This is a genomic window from Hymenobacter psychrotolerans DSM 18569 (genome assembly GCF_900142395.1).
In the GTDB taxonomy this organism is placed as follows: domain Bacteria; phylum Bacteroidota; class Bacteroidia; order Cytophagales; family Hymenobacteraceae; genus Hymenobacter; species Hymenobacter psychrotolerans.
On the sequence record NZ_FRAS01000003.1, the window covers coordinates 102,114 to 119,546 of the forward strand.

Below are 17,433 nucleotides of genomic sequence, written 5' to 3' on the forward strand. Positions count from 1 at the left end.
TAACCGATAATGCGCTTGAGTGCCCCAGTAATGTAAGCTGCCACAACAGCCGCTGCCGCTACCGGCTCTGCTGAAACCGCTGCGTGGGCTCCCAGACGGTGGTGCGCACACCCCGCAGGAAACGCCACAGTCCCAGCAGCAGCGCGGCATTCATGCTGTAGAAATGCGTGATAAAGCGCAGCAGCCGTGAGTGGGTTCCCCGGCGGCGCAGACCGGCATCGAGCAGCAGCAGCAGCGGCACGCCTATTTGCCCGGCCAGCATCAGCTGGTAGAACCAGCCGCCTCCGGCCAGCACCAGCACTATGTTGGCCAGCATCATGAGCAGCAGCAGCAGCGGCGTAAGCCAGCGCAGCACCTTATGCGACCAGAACGCAAAACTCACGCCGCGCCATGGTGGCCACAGCAGGCGCCGGAAAGCCAGTAGGTTCTGGAAGTTGCCAGCCGAGATGCGCGCCTTGCGCCGGAACTCCTCCGGCAGCCTATCCGACACATCCTCGTAGCACACGGCGTCCAGCTCGTTGATGGCCTGGTAACCATCCTGCAGCACGGCCATGGAAATAAAGAAGTCATCGACCAAAAACGAAGCCGGGGCCGGATGGTAGCAGGCGCGGCGCACCGCGAAACAGCCCCCGAAAGCGCCAATCATGGCGCCCCACACCACGCCTTCTTGGTACTTGATGAGGTTTTCGCGCTCCAGATACGCCTTCTCCTGGCCCGATATGCCTTCCTGCCGGTGGTCAGGGTTGAGGATGTTGCCGCCCACCTGCCCGATGGCCGGATTGCGAAAGTGCTTCACCAGCTGATACAGCGTATCGGGGGCGAAAAACACATTGGCATCTGTGAGCACCAGCACCGGCGCGGTAGCCTCGCGGGCCAGCGCCTCAATTACGCCGGGCTTGCCGGTCCGCTGCCCGAACGGGCGAAACTGTAGCTGCGGGTGTTCGGCGGCCAGCCGTGCTACCAGCGCGTTGGTGCGGTCCTGGGAGTTGTCGGAGCCGATGTAGAAGGTGAGCTTGTGGAGCGGGTAGCTGGTGGCGAAAGTGGAGCGGATTTTCTCCTCCATCACCTGCTCCTCATTGTAGACGGCCAGCAGAATATCCACGGCGGGCAGGTCCGGGGCATCGGGCGCAAACACCTGCTGGTTCTGGCGGCGCGACCGGGCCAGCCGGGCCAGCAGCAGCGGAAACAGCACGTAAGTGTGGGCCACCAGCAGCAGACTGCCCCAGAGGACGCCGGCCGCAAGGGCCGCGGTCAGTGTCATACGCGTACGGGCGTCAGGATGGTATACAGGTCCAGCAGGCTTTCCACGATGCGGCGGTTGTCGTAGAGGCGGCGGATGGTGTGGGCGGCTTCCTGGCCGATGAGGGCGGTGGGCAGATGGCCCTGGTGGTAGCGGCCCAGCACTTCCAGCCAGGCGGCGGGCTCGTCGCGTAGCACAATGTCGTGGCCGTCGCGCACATGGATGCCTTCGGCGCCGAGCGAGGTGCTCAGGATACACTTGCCCAGGGCCATGCCCTCAATAATCTTGATGCGCATGCCGCCCCCGCTCAGCAGCGGCACCAGCATGATATCGTATTGCTGCATAAAGGCCGCCGCCGACTCCACGAACCCGTGCACCGTGATGCCGGGCTGCCGCAGCTCCCGGAACCGGGCCGGCATCTGCTTGCCGGCCAGATGCAGCTCCAGCTCCGGATACAGCGCGTGCGACTTCGGCCATACTTCGGCCAGAAACCAGTCGAGCCCTTCCTGATTCGGCAGCCAGTCGAAGGAGCCAATCATGAACAGCGTGCGGGGCTTGGGCCGGATAGCCGGATCGGGCTGGAAACGCTCCAGGTTCACGCCGGCCGGCACAAACACCACCGGCTCTTTGCAGCCCATGTGGCGCAGGCGCTGCTGGTCGGGCTCCGTGATGGCCGCTACGGCATCGAAGCGCGGCAGGTAGTCGTGCTCGAACTGCTGCACACGGCCGGCCAGATGGCGCAGGTAGAAGCGCTTCAGCGGGTTTCTTTCGCGACTGGCCAGCATCTGCCAGATGGTGTATTCCACGTTGTGCGCCCGCAGCACCACCGGCACCCTGGGAGCCACACGCCGCACCACATCCACGTACCAGGCCACGAACGAGCCTTCCATCTGTACCACATCAATAGCCTGCGTGCGCAGAATCTCGGTAAGCTGGGCGGCGGCTTCTTCGCTCACAAACCGCTCCACGTTGTAAGGAAGGCTGCTGTTCACCAAATTACGCAGCGCCTTCACTGGGGAGAGCCGCGTGTCCACATCTACGGCTACCAGACGCAGGTTGGGACCCAGATGGTCGAGGGCGGTGGCGGGCTGGTGGTGCTTGGGCGTGTTGAGGGCCAGCACCGTGACGCGGTGGCCGGCCCGCACGAGGCCCGCCGCCACGTCGTACATGGCAATGGCCCCGCCATCAGTGGGCGGATACGGTACGCGCGGACAGATTTGCAGAATGTGCACTGAAGGGGAATTGGGTAGTCGGTTGGGCGTAGGGCGGCAGTCGGGCAGTTCGGGTTTTATAAGTCAAAAATCACAAACAAACCGCCAAAAACAAGCCGGTTATGCGCCGCGAGGGATGACCGTGCCTAGCAGACTGGCCAGCTGGTTGTCCATCTGCTTGAGCAGCCGGATGGTTTGCAGGTGTTCCATCATGGTATCATCGTCGAGGGGGTGGCGCAGCGCCTCCAGCCGGACGGCCAGCTCGCGCTCCACATTCACCTTGTTGAGGCGCAGAATGGCGTTGTCGCAGGCGGTTTGCAGCAGGTCCAGCTCCCGGGGCACATGAATCTGGTGGGTGGTCCAGTTGGGGCTCAGCTCGTACTTTTCCGTGGCCAGCTCCGCCACCATGCTCCGGATATCGGAGCGGGTGTGCTGGATGAGGGTGCGCACTTCGGGCCAGCGGCCCTGCTCCAGCTCCTGCCGGCACAGGTGCAGCAGGTCGGCGTAGATACCGGTTTTAAAGGGCGTATCATCCAGCTGCTGCAACAGATACTGCGCCACGGCCACTTCCGGGGCCAGCGGCTGCGCCGAGTACAGCAGCAGCAGCCGCACCACTTCCCGCTCGCACTGCTCCAGCACGTCGGGCACGGGCTCCAGGTCTTCGCGGGTGAGGGTTTGCAGGTCGCCGCCCCCGCCCATCAGGTCTTCCGGCGAAGCCCCGTACATCAGGGCTTCGGCCTCCTCTTCGGGGCTCATGGGCCGCGGGGCCGGGCGCGTCGTGGGGCTTGCGCCGGCGCTGCCGCTGCTTACGTTGCTGCTGCCCGCCGAGGTGCCGCCTCCGCTCCCACCGCCGCTGTTGCCGCCGGCCGCCTTGCCGGAAGCGTTGCGAACCAGCTTGTTGTACTCCGTGATAAGCACCTGCTCATCAATCCCGAAGGCCTGCGAAGTCTGCTGCAGAAACACCTGCCGCTTAATCGGGTCGGGCACTTTGGCAATGCTTTGCAGCACTTCCCGGATGGCTTCGGCCTTCTTGACCGGGTCCTGGGCGGCTTCGCGGCTTACCAGCTCGGTTTTGAACTGAATGAAGTCCTGGCTGGCACCTTCCAGATGCTCCTTGAACTTCTGGTCGCCGACTTTGCGGATGTAGCTGTCGGGGTCGTCGCCGTCCGGAAACAGTACCACGCGCACGTTCAGGCCGCCTTCCAGCAGCATATCGATGCCGCGCAGCGAGGCCCGGATGCCGGCCGCGTCGCCATCGTAGAGCACCGTTACGTTGTCGGTGTAGCGCTTGATGAGACGGATCTGCCCGTCGGTGAGCGAAGTCCCCGACGAAGCCACCACGTTCCTGATGTCGCCCTGGTGCAGGCTAAGCACATCGAGGTAGCCTTCTACCAAATAGCACAGCTCCTCCGTCCGGATAGCCTGCCGGCCCTGGTAGAGCCCGTACAGCACATCCGACTTGTGGTAGATTTCCGACTCCGGCGAGTTCAGGTACTTGGCCGTTTTGTCGTTGGGCTTGAGCGTGCGCGCCCCAAACCCAATCACGCGGCCCGACACGTTATGAATCGGGAACATCACGCGGCCCCGGAACCGGTCGTAGCGGCGGCCGGTGTCCTGGCCCTGGTCGTCTTCGCGCCGGATGATGAGGCCGGTTTTTTCCAGGTACTTCTGCTCGTAGCCCGCTGCCGTGGCTGATTTCAGCAGATCGTCCCACTGATCCAGCGAGTAGCCCAGCTCGAAGGTCTTGATGGTGGCCTGGTTGAGGCCGCGCTGGCGCAGGTAGCTCAGCCCGATGCTCTGGCCCTCGTCGGTGCTCAGCAGCAGGCGGTGGTAGTGGTCCTTGGCCCAGTTCGACACGATGAACTGGGAATCCTTTTCGTTTTGGGCGAGCTGCTGCTCCGGCGTTTTTTCCTCTTCCTGGACCTCGATGCCGTACTTTTTGGCCAGGTACTTCAGGGCCTCCACATAGCTGGTGCCCTCAATGTCCATGATGAACTGCACCACCCCGCCCGCCTTGCCGCAGCCAAAGCACTTATACAGCCCCTTGGCCGGCGCCACCGAGAAGCTCGGCGACTTTTCGTGGTGAAACGGGCAGCAGGCCCACATATTCTGGCCTTTGCGCTTCAGACTCACGAAGTCGCCCACCACCTCCACAATGTCGGCGTGGTGAATTATCTGATCAACTAGTTCTTTGGGAATGCGGGCCATACTGCCGGCAAAGGTAGGCAGGAAGTGTGGCGAAGTTTCTGTGGTAGCGCGGGAACAACTGCCCAAGCAGTTAGCCCGCGTCATACGGAGCTTGTCGAAGTAGCTCTACTGCTGACTAACCACTAGCATTTCAACGAAGCGGTACAGCTGCTTCGGCAGGCTCCGCATGACGGGCTTTACTTTACGGGGGTTAAAAATTTCGGCTGGCGGTGGTTTCGGGGATGATGACGATGTAGTCGTAGCCCAGAATGGTGGCCTGCAGCTCCTGTTCGGGCACGGGCATGCCGCGGTAGAGCATGGCCCGCCGCAGCGGCCGCACATCAAACACCTGCCAGGCGTGGCCGGCGGGCGTGGCGGCCATAAAGGGCTTCAGCATGGCCTCATCAGCGGCGGAGTAGCTGGTGGCGTTTTTGCTGAAATCCACCGGGTTCTGGCCGGTTACTTTAGTGCCCTGCTTGCCTATCACGAAGATGTGCAGCGTTTTCTGGTCGTGGGCGTCGGCCAGGTTCACGGCCACGTTGCCCACGTCGTAGATGTCGCCCCAGATGCTGCGGCCCCGCCCCACGTGGTAAGCCCCGAACTTAAACAACATGGGCGGCAGCGGCTGCCCGGCCTGCTGGTACGGCGCCAGTTCCTGCAGCAGGTTGCGCTTCATCAGGTTGATGCGCGTCTAGTGGCCGCCGGGCTTGCCGGCCGCATTGGTTTTGAAGATGTTTACGCTGGCCTCCAGGTCCTGCAGCAGCTGGCGTACTTCGGGCCGCTCGGTGCGGGTCAGGGCGCGCAGGCTGTCGAGCAACGAGGCGCGCATGGTAGTAATCGTGACGCTGCCGTAGTTGCCCGCCACCAGCGCGGCCCGGTCGTGGGCCTGGATGGCGGCGGACTGCTGGCGCAGGAAGGCCTGCGTCTGCCGGTTTCTGGTTTGCTCGGCCATCAGCGCCAGCGTGCGCCCGGTTGCCGCAAAGCCCAGCTGCTCGATGCCCACCAGCGCCGTGTTCTGGCTGCGCAGAAAGCGAGCCAGCTCAAACTCCTCGGCCCAGCTATAAAACGACAGATCCATGGGATACTGCTGCAGAAACGCGCTGGGCAGGCCCGGTTGCGCGGCCAGGCGGCTCAGGTCGCGGGCCTGATACCGGTCGATTTCGGCTATGTACACCTTGGGTTTCAGCACCTGCGCCACAGCTTGCGCAAAGGCCGGAATCTGAGCCATGCCGTGGTCTTCGCCGATGAGTACCAGCGTACTTTTCTGAATATCCTGCTGCAGCTTGTCCCAGCCCGCGCCGCTGAGTTGGGGGCCGGTTTGGGTAAGAGTGAGCTGGTTTTTCTTCAGCAGACGCTGAAAGGTGGTGTCGGCCGGTGCCTGGGCCAGCGCCGCCGAAAACGCCGAGGCCGTAAGCAGTAGGGCACCCGCCCTGCGCGACAGGCAGCTTCGTAAGTGAGCAGAAACGAACATAAGCAGTGATAGGAAAACCAGGATGAAGGCTGCAAAATAGCGCTCCGCACTGTTGAGGCAACAGCCCGGCGGCAAACTTCCGGGTAGAGAGGTCCGGTGGCCGATTGGTTGTATGAAGCCGCGGAAAATTCCTTTGCCAGGTACCTGCCCGCCCCAATGAGCCGCCCGCCCGGGCCGTAACCTGCTCCAGGCGAACAGCAGGCCCGCTGTTCGCCCTTTTACAAGGGCACTGCTCCGTATGCCACCGTGCCTACGAGGCGTATTCCCCTGCTTTGTGCCAGATTCCCGGCGGGGCCAACCGTCGCCCCGGTTTCCGGGTTATCTTTGCGGATTGCATCCGCATTTTCCCGACTGACTATCCTATGGCAACCATCACCAAAGAAGCCGTTCTCAAGGCCCTGAGCTACGTGGAAGAGCCCGACCTGGGCAAAGACCTCGTCACGCTCAACATGATTGAGGATGTGGCAATTGACGGCAACCGCGTGTCATTTACGGTCGTGCTCACCACGCCCGCCTGTCCGCTCAAGCAGCTCATCCACGATGCCTGCGAGCGGGCCATTCATACCATGGTAGATAAGGATGCGGAGGTTGTGATTGTCATGACCTCGCGCGTGACTACCATGCGCCAGAACCGCGACCTTCTGCCCGGCGTCAAGAACATCATTGCCATTGCCTCGGGCAAAGGCGGCGTGGGCAAAAGCACCGTGACGGCCAACCTGGCCATTGCCCTAGCCCAGACCGGTGCCAAAGTAGGCCTCGTGGACGCCGATATTTCGGGTCCCAGCATGCCGCTGATGTTCGGCGTGATGGACGCCCGCCCGCACGTATTCCAGGGACCCGACGGCAAAAACCTGATTCAGCCGGTGGAAGCGCACGGCGTGAAGCTGATGAGCATCGGCTTCCTGGCCCCGGCCGAGTCGGCTATTGTGTGGCGCGGCCCCATGGCGTCGTCGGCGCTCAAGCAGTTCATCACGGAAGTGGACTGGGGCGAGCTGGACTACCTGCTCCTCGACATGCCTCCCGGAACCTCCGACATTCACCTGACCATGGTGCAGACGGTGCCCGTCACCGGCTCGCTCATCGTGACCACGCCCCAGAAAGTAGCCCTGGCCGATGCGGAGAAAGGTTTGCAGATGTTCAAGCTGCCCCAGATCAACGTGCCGGTGCTGGGCATCGTGGAGAACATGGCCTGGTTTACGCCGGCTGAGCTACCCGACAACAAGTACTTCATCTTCGGCGAAGGTGGCGGCGTGGGCCTGGCCGAAAAGCACCAGGTGCCGCTGCTGGGCCAGATTCCGCTGGTACAAAGCATCCGCGAAAACGGCGACCTGGGCACCCCGGTTATTCTGCAGGAAAACACGCCGGCCGCTGCCGTCTTCGGGCAGCTGGCTGAGGAGCTGGCCCGCCAGGTCAGCATCCGTAACGCCGTGGCACCGCGCACCCAGGTAGTGCAGATGCAGCCGTAAGGCAGTAGCCGGCAGCAGTATCTGAGCGCAACCGCAAGCTCGGCGCTGCCGCCGGCAACTTTCCCGAAACGATTCGTGTTTCGTGTATCCCTGCCAAAAGCAGTACCTTCGCATACGGTCTGCCGTGGCAGCACCGCCAAATCAATACCTTCAGCGTTACTTATTCTTTCATGACGCATTCCGCTGCTGTAGAAGATCATCCGCTTCTGCCCCGCATTGAGCAGGCCCTGGACACCATCCGGCCGTATCTGGCTGCCGATGGCGGCAACGTGCGCGTGCTGGGCATTTCCGACGACATGGTGCTCCAATTGGAGCTACTCGGTGCCTGCGGCACCTGCCCCATGTCGCCGATGACGCTGAAAGCGGGTGTAGAGGAATCGGTGAAGAAGGCGGTACCCGAAATCCGGGCCGTGGAGGCCATCAACCTCACGCCTATGTCGGAGCAACCTGCTGGCCAGACCGGCCACCCCCAGTCGCCCGCCCCGGTACCTACCCCGCAGTTCTAAGTTTCTGAGGTTACACACAGCAGTGCCCCGCTCCTGCCGGTTTTCCGGTTGGGGCGGGGCGCTGTGGGTTTTGTGGCTTTGCGTTTGCGTTGTAACACTGTGTAACACATCCATCATTTGGTTATACTACCACTATGTAATATACCTAATTAAAACCAATAATATATACAGACAGATAACCGAACACATATTAACATCACTTTAAATCATTAAATGAAGTAAATCCAATTACCCTAGATGCTGTTTTCTTGTTTACAAGCTGTAGTCTTTCACACAATTTTGCATATATTTTCGGAGGAAATCCACCATTGAATTTCCATAACACGCCCTGATTCTCCATTTCCAATACACCCGATATATGCTTATATTTATCACCCAATCTATTGTTCACTATATAACTTGAAACTTGGTGACTCATTGTGAACCCCATAACATTCATTTCAGCTACAAGCTGCTCAAATTCTTCCTCTTCGACAATACTTCGCTGCTCTTCGCTTACTTTGTTTCGTAGCCTTTCTTCTTCATTTTTCGCCCTCTCTTTCTCTAACTCCTCCTCTTCAACTTTTTTTAACATTTGAGATTCCAACCATAATAGCTCAATTTCATCATTTCTATTTTGTATTAGAAATTTTCTCTCCTGTTCTAGCTCCGCTTTTCCCTTCGTACCAACAAGGCCAACCGCAAATTCACCCAACCAAAACGAAATTAATGCATCTATATCTAAATACATTAAATATATTGAATTGATATATTTAATTATATTATCTTTTTCAAGTTTAAACGCATCTTCAGGCTTTATAACTTGTTTTAATTGCATCCCTTTTGCCGTCATTTCTAATTCACACCAAAAGCATATACTTCTATTTTTATCATAATTTAATAACTTATCATAAACTTCCTTATTTGATTTATCAATTTTCACGATATGAAAAAACACTTCCTTGCCATAACCAATAGGAAAAGGATTAACAATAAATCCAAATCCCCTCTCGGAAAAATATTTTGTTACAACCCCAAAAAACACCTGCATTTTTATTACACTTATTAAGATTTAACTTATACCACCTGTTTTCCAGAAGCATTGATTGCCATTAACACCATAGTTAATACATATTCTTCCGAACCGGTTGCGGCAATACGTGGCGGGAGGTACAGCCGCAAGATAGTGGCTTTGTAGTATTCTGCCTCGTTTACCCGCATTCCGCCCGCTGCCGCTACCTTTGCCGCTTCTACCATCAACCTTCCACCCCGAATGGCTAACCCCAATGACCCCGCCCTGCACTCCTGGATTGATATTGCCCCCGGCAGCGACTTTCCCATTCAGAACCTGCCGTTTGGCGTGTTCGAGACGGAGGAGCGGGGCCCACGGCTGGGCGTAGCCATTGGCGAGTACGTGCTGGATTTGTACGCCGTGTCGCAGTTCGGCTTTTTTGAGGATCTGGAGCTGGGCCCGAAGATGCCCAAGGTGTTCCGGCGCCGCTCGCTCAACCAGTTTATTGCCTTGGGCCGGCCGGCGTGGCGGGCCGTGCGCCAGCGCGTCTCGGAGCTGCTGCGCCACGACAACGCCGCTCTGCGCGCCGATGAGGTGATGCGCGAGTGCCTGCTGCGCCAGAGCGAGGTGCAGATGCTGCGCCCCGTGAAACCCCATAACTACACCGATTTCTATAGCAGCATCGAGCACGCCACCAACGTGGGCATCATGTTCCGCGACCCGGCCAACGCCCTGCTGCCCAACTGGCGCCACATCCCGATTGGCTACCACGGCCGGGCCAGCAGCATCGTGGTGAGCGGCACCGATATCCGCCGGCCCAACGGGCAGCGCAAGGCTCCTGATGCCGCCGTGCCTACGTTCGGCCCGTCGCAGCAGCTGGATTTTGAGCTGGAAGTGGGCTTCATCGTGGGCAAAGGCACGCAGCTCGGCGACACAATACCGATTCAGAATGCCGAAGACCACATTTTTGGGCTGGTGCTGTTCAACGACTGGAGCGCGCGCGACATCCAGAGTTGGGAATACGTGCCACTAGGGCCGTTTCTGGGCAAGAGCTTCGGCAGCAGCGTGTCGCCGTGGGTCGTGACGCTGGATGCGCTGGAGCCGTTCCGGGTGGCCGGGCCGGTGCAGGAACCCGAGCCATTGCTCTACCTGCGGCAGCTCGACAGCCACAACTTCGATGTGCAGCTGGAAGTAGATCTGCAGCCTGAAAACGGGCCTGCTACGACCATTTCGCGCTCCAATTTCGGGCTCATGTACTGGAGCATGGCCCAGCAGCTTACTCACCATGCCTCCAACGGCTGCAATATGGAGGTCGGCGACCTGTATGCTTCCGGCACCATCTCGGGCCCCACACCCGACTCGCTGGGCTCGATGCTGGAACTGTCCTGGCGTGGCACCCGCCCGCTGCCTCTCGCCGACGGCTCGGAGCGCAAGTTCCTGCTCGACGGTGACACCGTGACCATGCGCGGCTATTGCGAGCGAAACGGCCTGCGCATCGGCTTTGGGGAGGTAACGGGCAAAATTCTGCCGGCGCCGGTGCTCTAACTGCCTGGCTAAGTACCGCAAACAGCCCCGCTTCCGGAGAGGAAGCGGGGCTGTTTGCGTTTGCGGCAGTATGGGCTAGGCAAATCATTTACTACGTATTTATACGTAACATCTAGTGCAAACACGTATTTAGAAGTTCATATAGCTGTTTGCGCAACCTTGAATTGGGAGGAACAGTACAATTTGACACGGTGGCGAAAAAGCTTCCCGTAACGACTGGCTTCGGCTGGCACTCCAGAAAAGCCACCCCAGCCGATTCCTACCACCCGAATCTAAAGCCCAACCTTATGCTAGCAATGGAATACCGTGGCCCCAAACGGGTCCGAGCCATTCAGAAACCCATGCCCGAAATAAAGCATCCGCAGGATGCCATTGTGCGGGTGTTGCGCACGTGTATCTGTGGGTCTGACCTGCATTTGTACAACGGCAATGTGCCCGATACCCGCGTAGGCTCCACATTTGGCCACGAGTTTATAGGCGAAGTAGTGGAAGTAGGCTCTGAAGTCACGAAGGTAAAAACCGGTGACCGGGTGATTGTGCCCTTCAATATTGCCTGCGGCGAGTGCCACTTCTGCCGCCAGGGCATGTTCGGCAACTGCCACGAATCGAATACTGAGGCGACGGCCGTAGGCGCCATTTTCGGCTACTCGCACACGGCGGGCGGCTTCGATGGCGGCCAGGCAGAATATGCCCGCGTGCCGTATGCCAACGTCGGCCCAACCATCATTCCGGCCGACATGGACCTGGATGATGCCGTACTGCTCACCGACGTAGTGCCGACCGGCTACCAGGCCGCCGAAATGGCCGGCATCCAGACCGGCGACACGGTAGTGGTGTTCGGGGCCGGCCCCATTGGTATCATGGCCGCGCGCTGCGCCTGGCTTTTCGGAGCGGGCCGCGTCATCATCATCGACCAGGAAGACTACCGGCTGGAGTTTGCCCGCAACTACTCGTACTGCGAGGCTTACAACTTCAGGGAAATGAACGACCCGGTGGTGTTCATCAAGAAAATCACGGACTGGATGGGAGCCGACTGCGTAATTGACGCCGTAGGCGCCGAAGCCGCCGGCAACACCATGCAAACCGTTACAGGCCGCAAGCTGCTGCTGCAGGCCGGTTCAGCCACGGCGCTGCACTGGGCCATCAACTCGGTGAAGAAAGGTGGCGTGGTGAGCATCGTGGGCGTATACGGGCCTACCGACAACCTTATCCCGATTGGCAACGTGCTGAACAAGGGCCTTACTATCCGGGCCAATCAGGCCTCGGTGAAGCGCCTGCTCCCGCGCCTGATTGACCACGTGCAGAACGGCATCATCAACCCCAAAGGCCTGATTACGCACCGCCTGCCCCTGGAAGAAGTAGCCGACGGCTACCGCATGTTCTCCGCCAAGCTGGATAACAACATCAAGACCGTGCTGCTTCCTCCCACCGCTAACCAGTAACGCCGCCCCACCATGGAAAATAAAACGATTGACCCCAAGCAGATCAAGGGCTGGGGCATAGATGCCGACCCGAAGAACGACCCTACCTACCCCATGCGGGACCGGATGAACGTGGGCGAAGACCCCGACAACAAGCACCGGCCCACGCAGCAGCCTACCCACCAGGTGGAAAAGCTCCGCTCGATTGAGCGCCCCAACATATCAGCGGTGTACGGCACTACTGTCCCGCCACAAGGCCTGAGCGGCATGATCCGGCGGCTAGCCTTCAAGTACAGCGAAAACCGCTACCGCCACTGGCTCCCCCTCATTGTTGCCGACCGGGTAAGCGTGGTAGAAGGCATCCTGGATGATCTGGTGCACGGCCACGTGCCAAACATCTACGCCGAGAAAGGCTATCCTGTGGAGTGGAAGCACAACCGCACGGCGTTTATTGCCAAAATGGCCACCATTGGGCTGGTCACGGCGGGCGTAATTGCCATCCTCAGTTCGGGCAAAAGCGAGAAGAAGTCTAAGAAAAAAGACTACCTCAGCCGCTACTAGCCACTCTGTAGCTACTAACTCTAACTGCATACAAAAGAGCCCTCCGCTGCTAGCGGAGGGCTCTTTTGTTTCATGGTGGGGTGCGGACTTACTTCTTGCCGGCTATAATCTCATCTACCACGGCCGGGTCGAGCAGCGTGGAGGTGTCGCCGAGGCTGCTGGTTTCGCCTTCCGCTACTTTGCGCAGAATGCGGCGCATGATTTTGCCCGAGCGGGTTTTGGGCAGGCCCGTCACAATCTGAATCTTGTCGGGCTTGGCAATCTTGCCGATTTCGGCCACGATGGTTTCGATGATGCTGGCTTCAATCTGCACCTTGTCAGCTTCTTTGCCAACCGCGCCTTCGTGGCAGATGACGTAGGCGTAGATGCCCTGGCCTTTCACATCGTGCGGGAAGCCCACCACGGCGCTTTCCACCACGTGCGAGTTCTGGTTGATGGCGTTTTCGATTTCAGCGGTGCCGAAGCGGTGGCCCGACACGTTGATGACGTCATCGACGCGGCCGATGATGCGGTACAGGCCCTGCTCGTCGCGGCGGGCACCGTCGCCGGTGAAGTAGTAGCCCGGATAAGGCGAGAAGTAAGTTTGCACGGCGCGCTCATGGTCGCCCCAGGTGGTGCGGATGATGCCGGGCCAGCTTTGCTTGATGGCGAGGTAGCCTTCCTGGTCGTTGCCTTCAATTTCCTGGCCTTCCTGCGTGAGCAGCACGGGCCACACGCCGGGCAGCGGCAGGCCGGCGCGGGCCGGTACCGAGGGCGTAATGCCCGCCATGGCCGATATCATGATGCCGCCGGTTTCGGTCTGCCACCACGTGTCCACAATTGGGCAGCGCTCCTTGCCTACGTGGGTGTGGTACCAATACCAGGCCTCTTCATTGATTGGTTCGCCCACTGAGCCCAGCACCCGCAGCGAATCGAGCGAGTAGCTGAGCACGTTGTCGAGCGGGGCGGCCATGAGGCTGCGGATAGCGGTGGGGGCGGTGTAGAACACGCTGACCGAGTGCTTGTCGATAACCTCCCAGAAGCGGCCGGCATCCGGATACGTGGGAATACCCTCGAACATGAGCGAGGTGCTGCCAGCCAGCAGCGGGCCGTAGAGCAGGTACGAGTGGCCCGTTACCCAGCCCACGTCGGCGGTGCACCAGTACACGTCGTTTTCTTCTACCTGAAACACGTTGCGGAACGTGTAGTCGGCCCAGACCATGTAGCCGGCGGTGGAGTGCACCACGCCTTTGGGCTTGCCTGTGCTGCCCGAGGTGTAGAGGATGAACAGCGGGTCTTCGGCGTCCATTTCTTCGGCGGGGCAGGTTTTGGGCACGTCGGCGGCTTCTTCGTGGTACCACACGTCGCGGCCTTCCTCCATGTGCACGGGCCAGCCCAGATGCTCTACCACAATCACGCGGCGGACGCTGGAGCAGGTTTCGAGGGCTTCATCTACCACGCGCTTCACCGGAATCTGCTTGGCGCCGCGGTTCAGGCCGTCGGCGGTGAGTACCACGGTAGCCTGGGCATCGTTCACCCGGTCGGCAATGGCCGTGGCCGAGAAGCCGGCGAAGATGACCGAGTGCACCGCCCCGATGCGGGCGCAGGCCAGCACCGCAATGGCCAGCTGCGGAATCATGGGCATGTACAGGCACACCCGGTCGCCTTTTTCTACGCCGTTGTTATGCAGCACGTTGGCGAATTTGCAGACTTCCTGGTGCAGCTCGCGGTAGGTGAGGCGCAGATGGCGGGTTTTGGGGTCGTTGGGCTCGTAGATGAGGGCCAGCTTGTTGCCGCGCGAGGCCAGGTGCCGGTCGAGGCAGTTTTCGGTGATGTTGAGGCGGGCGCCCTCAAACCAGGTGTTCTGGCCGCTGGCCATGTCGGAGGTCATCACCTTGTTCCACTTGCGCCGCCACGTGAAGGGCGCGGCCACCGAGGCCCAGAACTCTTCGGGGTGGTGAATGCTGAGGTGGTAGGCTTCGTGGTAGCCTTCGATGCTACGGATGCGGGGGTGGCGGGCTGGAGTTTCGGGCATGGGAGAAAGGTGATGGGTGAAGGGGTGATGAGGTGAATCGTGACAGGTGACAGGTAAATGGTGCTGGGGTGCTGGGGGCTGTCATCCTGAGCAGAGCGAAGGGCCTTATTACGTTTGAGTAATCACCGGATGGAATCGTTCCGGCGTGGTAAGGTCCTTCGTCGCCGCTTGATGCGCGGAATGCTCAGGAGGACAGGTTCGGCTGCTCGAAGGCCTGGCCGATGCCCCGGCGGCCGAACACAGCCCCGATTTCCGTCAGTATGGCGGGGTCATCGATGGTGGAAGGTACGGTGAACTGCTCGCCATCAGCGAGCTGGCGCAGGGTTTTGCGCAGGATTTTGCCGGAGCGGGTTTTGGGCAGCCGCTTCACTACGGCCGCCTGCCGGAAGCTGGCCACCGCCCCAATATGGCTGCGAATCTGGCCGATCAGCTCCTGCTCCAGCTGCTCCTCTCCCACCTTCTGGCCATCTTTGAGCACCACGAGGCCCACCGGGCGCTGGCCCCGCAGCTCGCAGGCTATACCCAGCACGGCGCACTCGGCCACGGCCGGATGGGCCGCCAGAATTTCCTCCATTTCGCCGGTGCTGAAGCGGTGCCCGGCCACGTTGATAACGTCATCAACGCGGCCCATGATGAACAGGTGGCCGCTGGGGGCGCGGTAGCCCCCGTCGCCGGAGAGGTAGTAGCCCGGAAACGTGTCGAGGTAGCCGCGCTGAAAGCGGGCATCGTCCTGCCAGAGCGTGGGCAGGCAGCCGGGCGGCAGCGGCAGGCGCACCGCTACCAGGCCGGTGGTGCCGGCCGGCACGGGCTGGCCGGCTTCGTCCAGAATCTGCACGTCGTAGCCGGGCACGGGGAAGCCGGCGCTGCCGGCCAGGGGCGCGGGCATATCCGCGAGGCCCGTGAGGGTCGCCAGCATGGGCCAGCCCGATTCGGTCTGCCACCAATGGTCAATCACGGGCACGCCCAGCGTGTGGCCGGCCCACTCGTAGGTGGCGGGGTCGCACCGCTCGCCGGCCAGAAACAGGCAGCGCAGGTGGCGAAGGTCGTAGCGGCGCACCAGCTCCCCGTCGGGGTCTTCCTTCTTGATGGCCCGGATGGCGGTGGGCGCCGTGAACATCACGCGGGCCTTGTACTCGGCGAGCAGGCGCCAGAACGTGCCGGCATCGGGCGTGCGCACGGGCTTGCCCTCAAACAGAATAGTGGTGCAGCCGTGCAGCAGCGGCCCGTACACGATGTAGCTGTGGCCCACAGCCCAGCCAATATCGGAGCCGGTGAAGAGGGTTTCGCCGGGCTCCAGCCCATAAATGGCCGACATGCTGTACTTCAGGGCCACGGCGTGGCCGCCGTTGTCGCGCACCACGCCCTTGGGCTTGCCGGTGGTGCCGGAGGTATAGAGAATGTAGAGCGGGTCGGTGGCATCGAGCGGCACGGCCTCCACGGGCGCGGCCTGCAGCAGCTCCCGAAAATCCACGTCGCGGGTACCGGTCCGGTTGTCCTCGGAGGACAACGGTTGGTCCTCCGAGGACAACGGTTGGTCCTCCGAAGTGGTCGGATGGTCCTCTGAACATATCCGGTTGTCCTTCGAGGACGTCTGGTTGTCCTCCGAACCTATCCGGTTGTCCTCCGAACCTATCTGGTTGTCCTCTGAACCTATCCGGTTGTCCTCTGAACCTATCCGGTTGTCCTCGGAGGACAACCGATGGTCGTTGGTGGGGTGCGGGCGCAGGTCGGCAAGGCAAAAGTCGCGCTGCGCCACTACCACGTAGTCGGGTTTGTGGGTGGCCTGCGCCACGGCGGCCTCCACGAGGGGCTTGTAGGGCACGGGCTTGTCGAACTCCATGCCGGCGGAGGCGCAGATGAGCACGCGGGGCCGGGCATCATCAATGCGGATAGCCAGCTCGGGCGGCGCAAAGCCCCCAAACACCACCGAATGCACCGCCCCCAGCCGGGCGCAGGCCAGCATGGCCACCACGGCCTCGGGCATGTTGGGCATATACACAATGACCCGGTCGCCTTTCGCTACGCCCAGCTCGCGCAGGCCGCCCGCGCACCGGGCCGTGAGGTCGAGCAGCTCGCGGTAGGTGTAGGCGCGCCTGGTGCCGGTCACGGGCGAGTCGTAGAGCAGGGCGGGCTGCTCGGCGCGGCCGTTCTGCACGTGGTAGTCGAGGCAGAGCCAGGCGGTGTTGAGCTGCCCGCCCCGAAACCAGCGGTAGAAGCCGGTGGCGGGGTCCTGGCTCAGGACGGGGCGGGGCGGCTCCCGGAACCAGGTCAGCTGCCGGGCCTCGCCGGCCCAGAAGGCATCGGGGTCGGCGAGGCTGGCGGCGTGCGCGGCAGCGTAGGAAGTGGCAGGTTTCATGGCGGCGTGGGAATTGGGGTGAGGCAGACAGGAAACGAGGATCAGACGGGCGTAGCGAGCAGCTCTTTCACTTTTTCCATGAGCTGGCGGGTGCTGAAGGGCTTGGGAATGTAGAGGTCGGCCCCCACTTCGTAGCCTTTCTGAATATCGGCCTCCTTGCTCTTGGCCGACAGGAAAATGACGCGGGTACCGGCGCGGCCGGGGTGCTGCCGGATGTGGCGGCACACCTGGTAGCCATCTACGTCGGGCATCATAATATCGAGCAGCACCACGTCGAAGGCGCTGTGGTCTACGGCTTCCAGGGCCTCGGTACCGTTGCGCGCAATACTGACCTGGTAGCCGTTTTTGCGCATCAGAAATTCGAGCGACATCACAATGTTGGGCTCGTCATCGACAATGAGAATGTGGGGCGTCGGCATGAGCAAATGGTTTGTTTTCGGGTGGACGGGCAGGATTGGAGCGGG

Annotated in this window: 14 protein-coding genes; 5 read left to right on the top strand and 9 right to left on the bottom strand. The window is 60.9% G+C overall.

All coding sequences use genetic code 11. From position 1 onward, the window contains the following. Positions 1–58: 58 nt before the first annotated feature. From BUE15_RS04870 to BUE15_RS04890, 5 genes are all read right to left on the bottom strand, one after another. Complete coding sequence (locus BUE15_RS04870) at positions 59–1,261, bottom strand: glycosyltransferase (protein ID WP_073281699.1); 1,203 nt, start codon at positions 1,259–1,261, stop codon at positions 59–61. Next, positions 1,258–2,472 carry a glycosyltransferase family 4 protein gene (locus tag BUE15_RS04875; RefSeq protein WP_073281700.1) on the bottom strand — a complete coding sequence of 405 codons (1,215 nt, stop codon included), beginning with the start codon at positions 2,470–2,472 and terminating at the stop codon, positions 1,258–1,260. Before BUE15_RS04875 ends, BUE15_RS04870 begins: the two co-directional genes overlap by 4 nt. 99 nt (positions 2,473–2,571) lie before the next feature. After that, complete coding sequence (gene dnaG, locus BUE15_RS04880; protein WP_073281702.1) at positions 2,572–4,659, bottom strand: DNA primase; 2,088 nt, start codon at positions 4,657–4,659, stop codon at positions 2,572–2,574. A gap of 190 nt (positions 4,660–4,849) precedes the next feature. Beyond that, positions 4,850–5,314: a hypothetical protein gene (locus BUE15_RS04885; protein ID WP_073281704.1), complete on the bottom strand. Its 465-nt coding sequence runs from the start codon at positions 5,312–5,314 to the stop codon at positions 4,850–4,852. Between the two features lie 15 nt (positions 5,315–5,329). Continuing rightward, entirely contained in the window at positions 5,330–6,109 is a 780-nt protein-coding gene (locus BUE15_RS04890; RefSeq protein WP_073281706.1) for a hypothetical protein, read from the bottom strand. Positions 6,110–6,471: 362 nt separating this feature from the next. Here BUE15_RS04890 and BUE15_RS04895 point away from each other — a divergent pair, with 362 nt between their 5' ends. Together BUE15_RS04895 and BUE15_RS04900 are read left to right on the top strand one after the other, a co-directional pair. Next, on the top strand, positions 6,472–7,575 hold the full coding sequence (locus BUE15_RS04895; protein ID WP_073281708.1) for an Mrp/NBP35 family ATP-binding protein: 1,104 nt from the start codon (positions 6,472–6,474) through the stop codon (positions 7,573–7,575). Positions 7,576–7,745: 170 nt separating this feature from the next. Further along, positions 7,746–8,081 carry a NifU family protein gene (locus tag BUE15_RS04900; RefSeq protein WP_073281710.1) on the top strand — a complete coding sequence of 112 codons (336 nt, stop codon included), beginning with the start codon at positions 7,746–7,748 and terminating at the stop codon, positions 8,079–8,081. A 196-nt stretch (positions 8,082–8,277) separates the two neighbouring features. On the opposite strand, the gene BUE15_RS21275 is transcribed toward BUE15_RS04900, so the two are convergent. Continuing rightward, the gene (locus tag BUE15_RS21275) at positions 8,278–9,003 is read right to left on the bottom strand and encodes a hypothetical protein (RefSeq protein WP_139252133.1); all 726 of its coding nucleotides are present in this window, start codon (positions 9,001–9,003) and stop codon (positions 8,278–8,280) included. A gap of 330 nt (positions 9,004–9,333) precedes the next feature. Between BUE15_RS21275 and fahA the strand changes: the two genes are divergently transcribed. The 3 genes from fahA to BUE15_RS04920 all read left to right on the top strand — a co-directional run bounded on the left by fahA (position 9,334) and on the right by BUE15_RS04920 (position 12,599). Continuing rightward, positions 9,334–10,617 (top strand): fumarylacetoacetase, encoded by a 1,284-nt coding sequence (fahA, locus tag BUE15_RS04910; protein WP_170865191.1) that lies wholly within the window; start codon positions 9,334–9,336, stop codon positions 10,615–10,617. A 287-nt stretch (positions 10,618–10,904) separates the two neighbouring features. Next, positions 10,905–12,059 (top strand): zinc-dependent alcohol dehydrogenase, encoded by a 1,155-nt coding sequence (locus BUE15_RS04915; protein WP_073281712.1) that lies wholly within the window; start codon positions 10,905–10,907, stop codon positions 12,057–12,059. Positions 12,060–12,071: 12 nt separating this feature from the next. Next, positions 12,072–12,599 (top strand): hypothetical protein, encoded by a 528-nt coding sequence (locus BUE15_RS04920; protein ID WP_073281714.1) that lies wholly within the window; start codon positions 12,072–12,074, stop codon positions 12,597–12,599. An 88-nt stretch (positions 12,600–12,687) separates the two neighbouring features. Here BUE15_RS04920 and acs read toward each other — a convergent pair whose 3' ends face one another. The 3 genes from acs to BUE15_RS04935 form a co-directional block, all read right to left on the bottom strand. Then, complete coding sequence (gene acs, locus BUE15_RS04925) at positions 12,688–14,613, bottom strand: acetate--CoA ligase (protein ID WP_073281716.1); 1,926 nt, start codon at positions 14,611–14,613, stop codon at positions 12,688–12,690. A 184-nt stretch (positions 14,614–14,797) separates the two neighbouring features. Continuing rightward, positions 14,798–16,969, bottom strand: a complete 2,172-nt coding sequence (locus BUE15_RS04930) for an AMP-binding protein (protein ID WP_073281718.1) — start codon at positions 16,967–16,969, stop codon at positions 14,798–14,800. Between the two features lie 41 nt (positions 16,970–17,010). Continuing rightward, a complete protein-coding gene (locus BUE15_RS04935; RefSeq protein WP_073281720.1) occupies positions 17,011–17,388 on the bottom strand; it encodes a response regulator transcription factor in 378 nt (125 codons plus the stop codon). Positions 17,389–17,433: the final 45 nt, after the last annotated feature.

Bases quoted from the DNA above. Each gene is read 5' to 3' on its own strand.
- BUE15_RS04935 (WP_073281720.1), bottom strand. From the start codon at position 17,388: ATGCCGACGCCCCACATTCTCATTGTCGATGACGAGCCCAACATTGTG.
- fahA (WP_170865191.1), top strand. From the start codon at position 9,334: ATGGCTAACCCCAATGACCCCGCCCTGCACTCCTGGATTGATATTGCC.
- BUE15_RS04930 (WP_073281718.1), bottom strand. From the start codon at position 16,969: ATGAAACCTGCCACTTCCTACGCTGCCGCGCACGCCGCCAGCCTCGCC.
- BUE15_RS04920 (WP_073281714.1), top strand. From the start codon at position 12,072: ATGGAAAATAAAACGATTGACCCCAAGCAGATCAAGGGCTGGGGCATA.
- BUE15_RS04870 (WP_073281699.1), bottom strand. From the start codon at position 1,261: ATGACACTGACCGCGGCCCTTGCGGCCGGCGTCCTCTGGGGCAGTCTG.
- dnaG (WP_073281702.1), bottom strand. From the start codon at position 4,659: ATGGCCCGCATTCCCAAAGAACTAGTTGATCAGATAATTCACCACGCC.
- acs (WP_073281716.1), bottom strand. From the start codon at position 14,613: ATGCCCGAAACTCCAGCCCGCCACCCCCGCATCCGTAGCATCGAAGGC.
- BUE15_RS04915 (WP_073281712.1), top strand. From the start codon at position 10,905: ATGCTAGCAATGGAATACCGTGGCCCCAAACGGGTCCGAGCCATTCAG.
- BUE15_RS04885 (WP_073281704.1), bottom strand. From the start codon at position 5,314: ATGAAGCGCAACCTGCTGCAGGAACTGGCGCCGTACCAGCAGGCCGGG.
- BUE15_RS04895 (WP_073281708.1), top strand. From the start codon at position 6,472: ATGGCAACCATCACCAAAGAAGCCGTTCTCAAGGCCCTGAGCTACGTG.
- BUE15_RS04900 (WP_073281710.1), top strand. From the start codon at position 7,746: ATGACGCATTCCGCTGCTGTAGAAGATCATCCGCTTCTGCCCCGCATT.
- BUE15_RS04890 (WP_073281706.1), bottom strand. From the start codon at position 6,109: ATGTTCGTTTCTGCTCACTTACGAAGCTGCCTGTCGCGCAGGGCGGGT.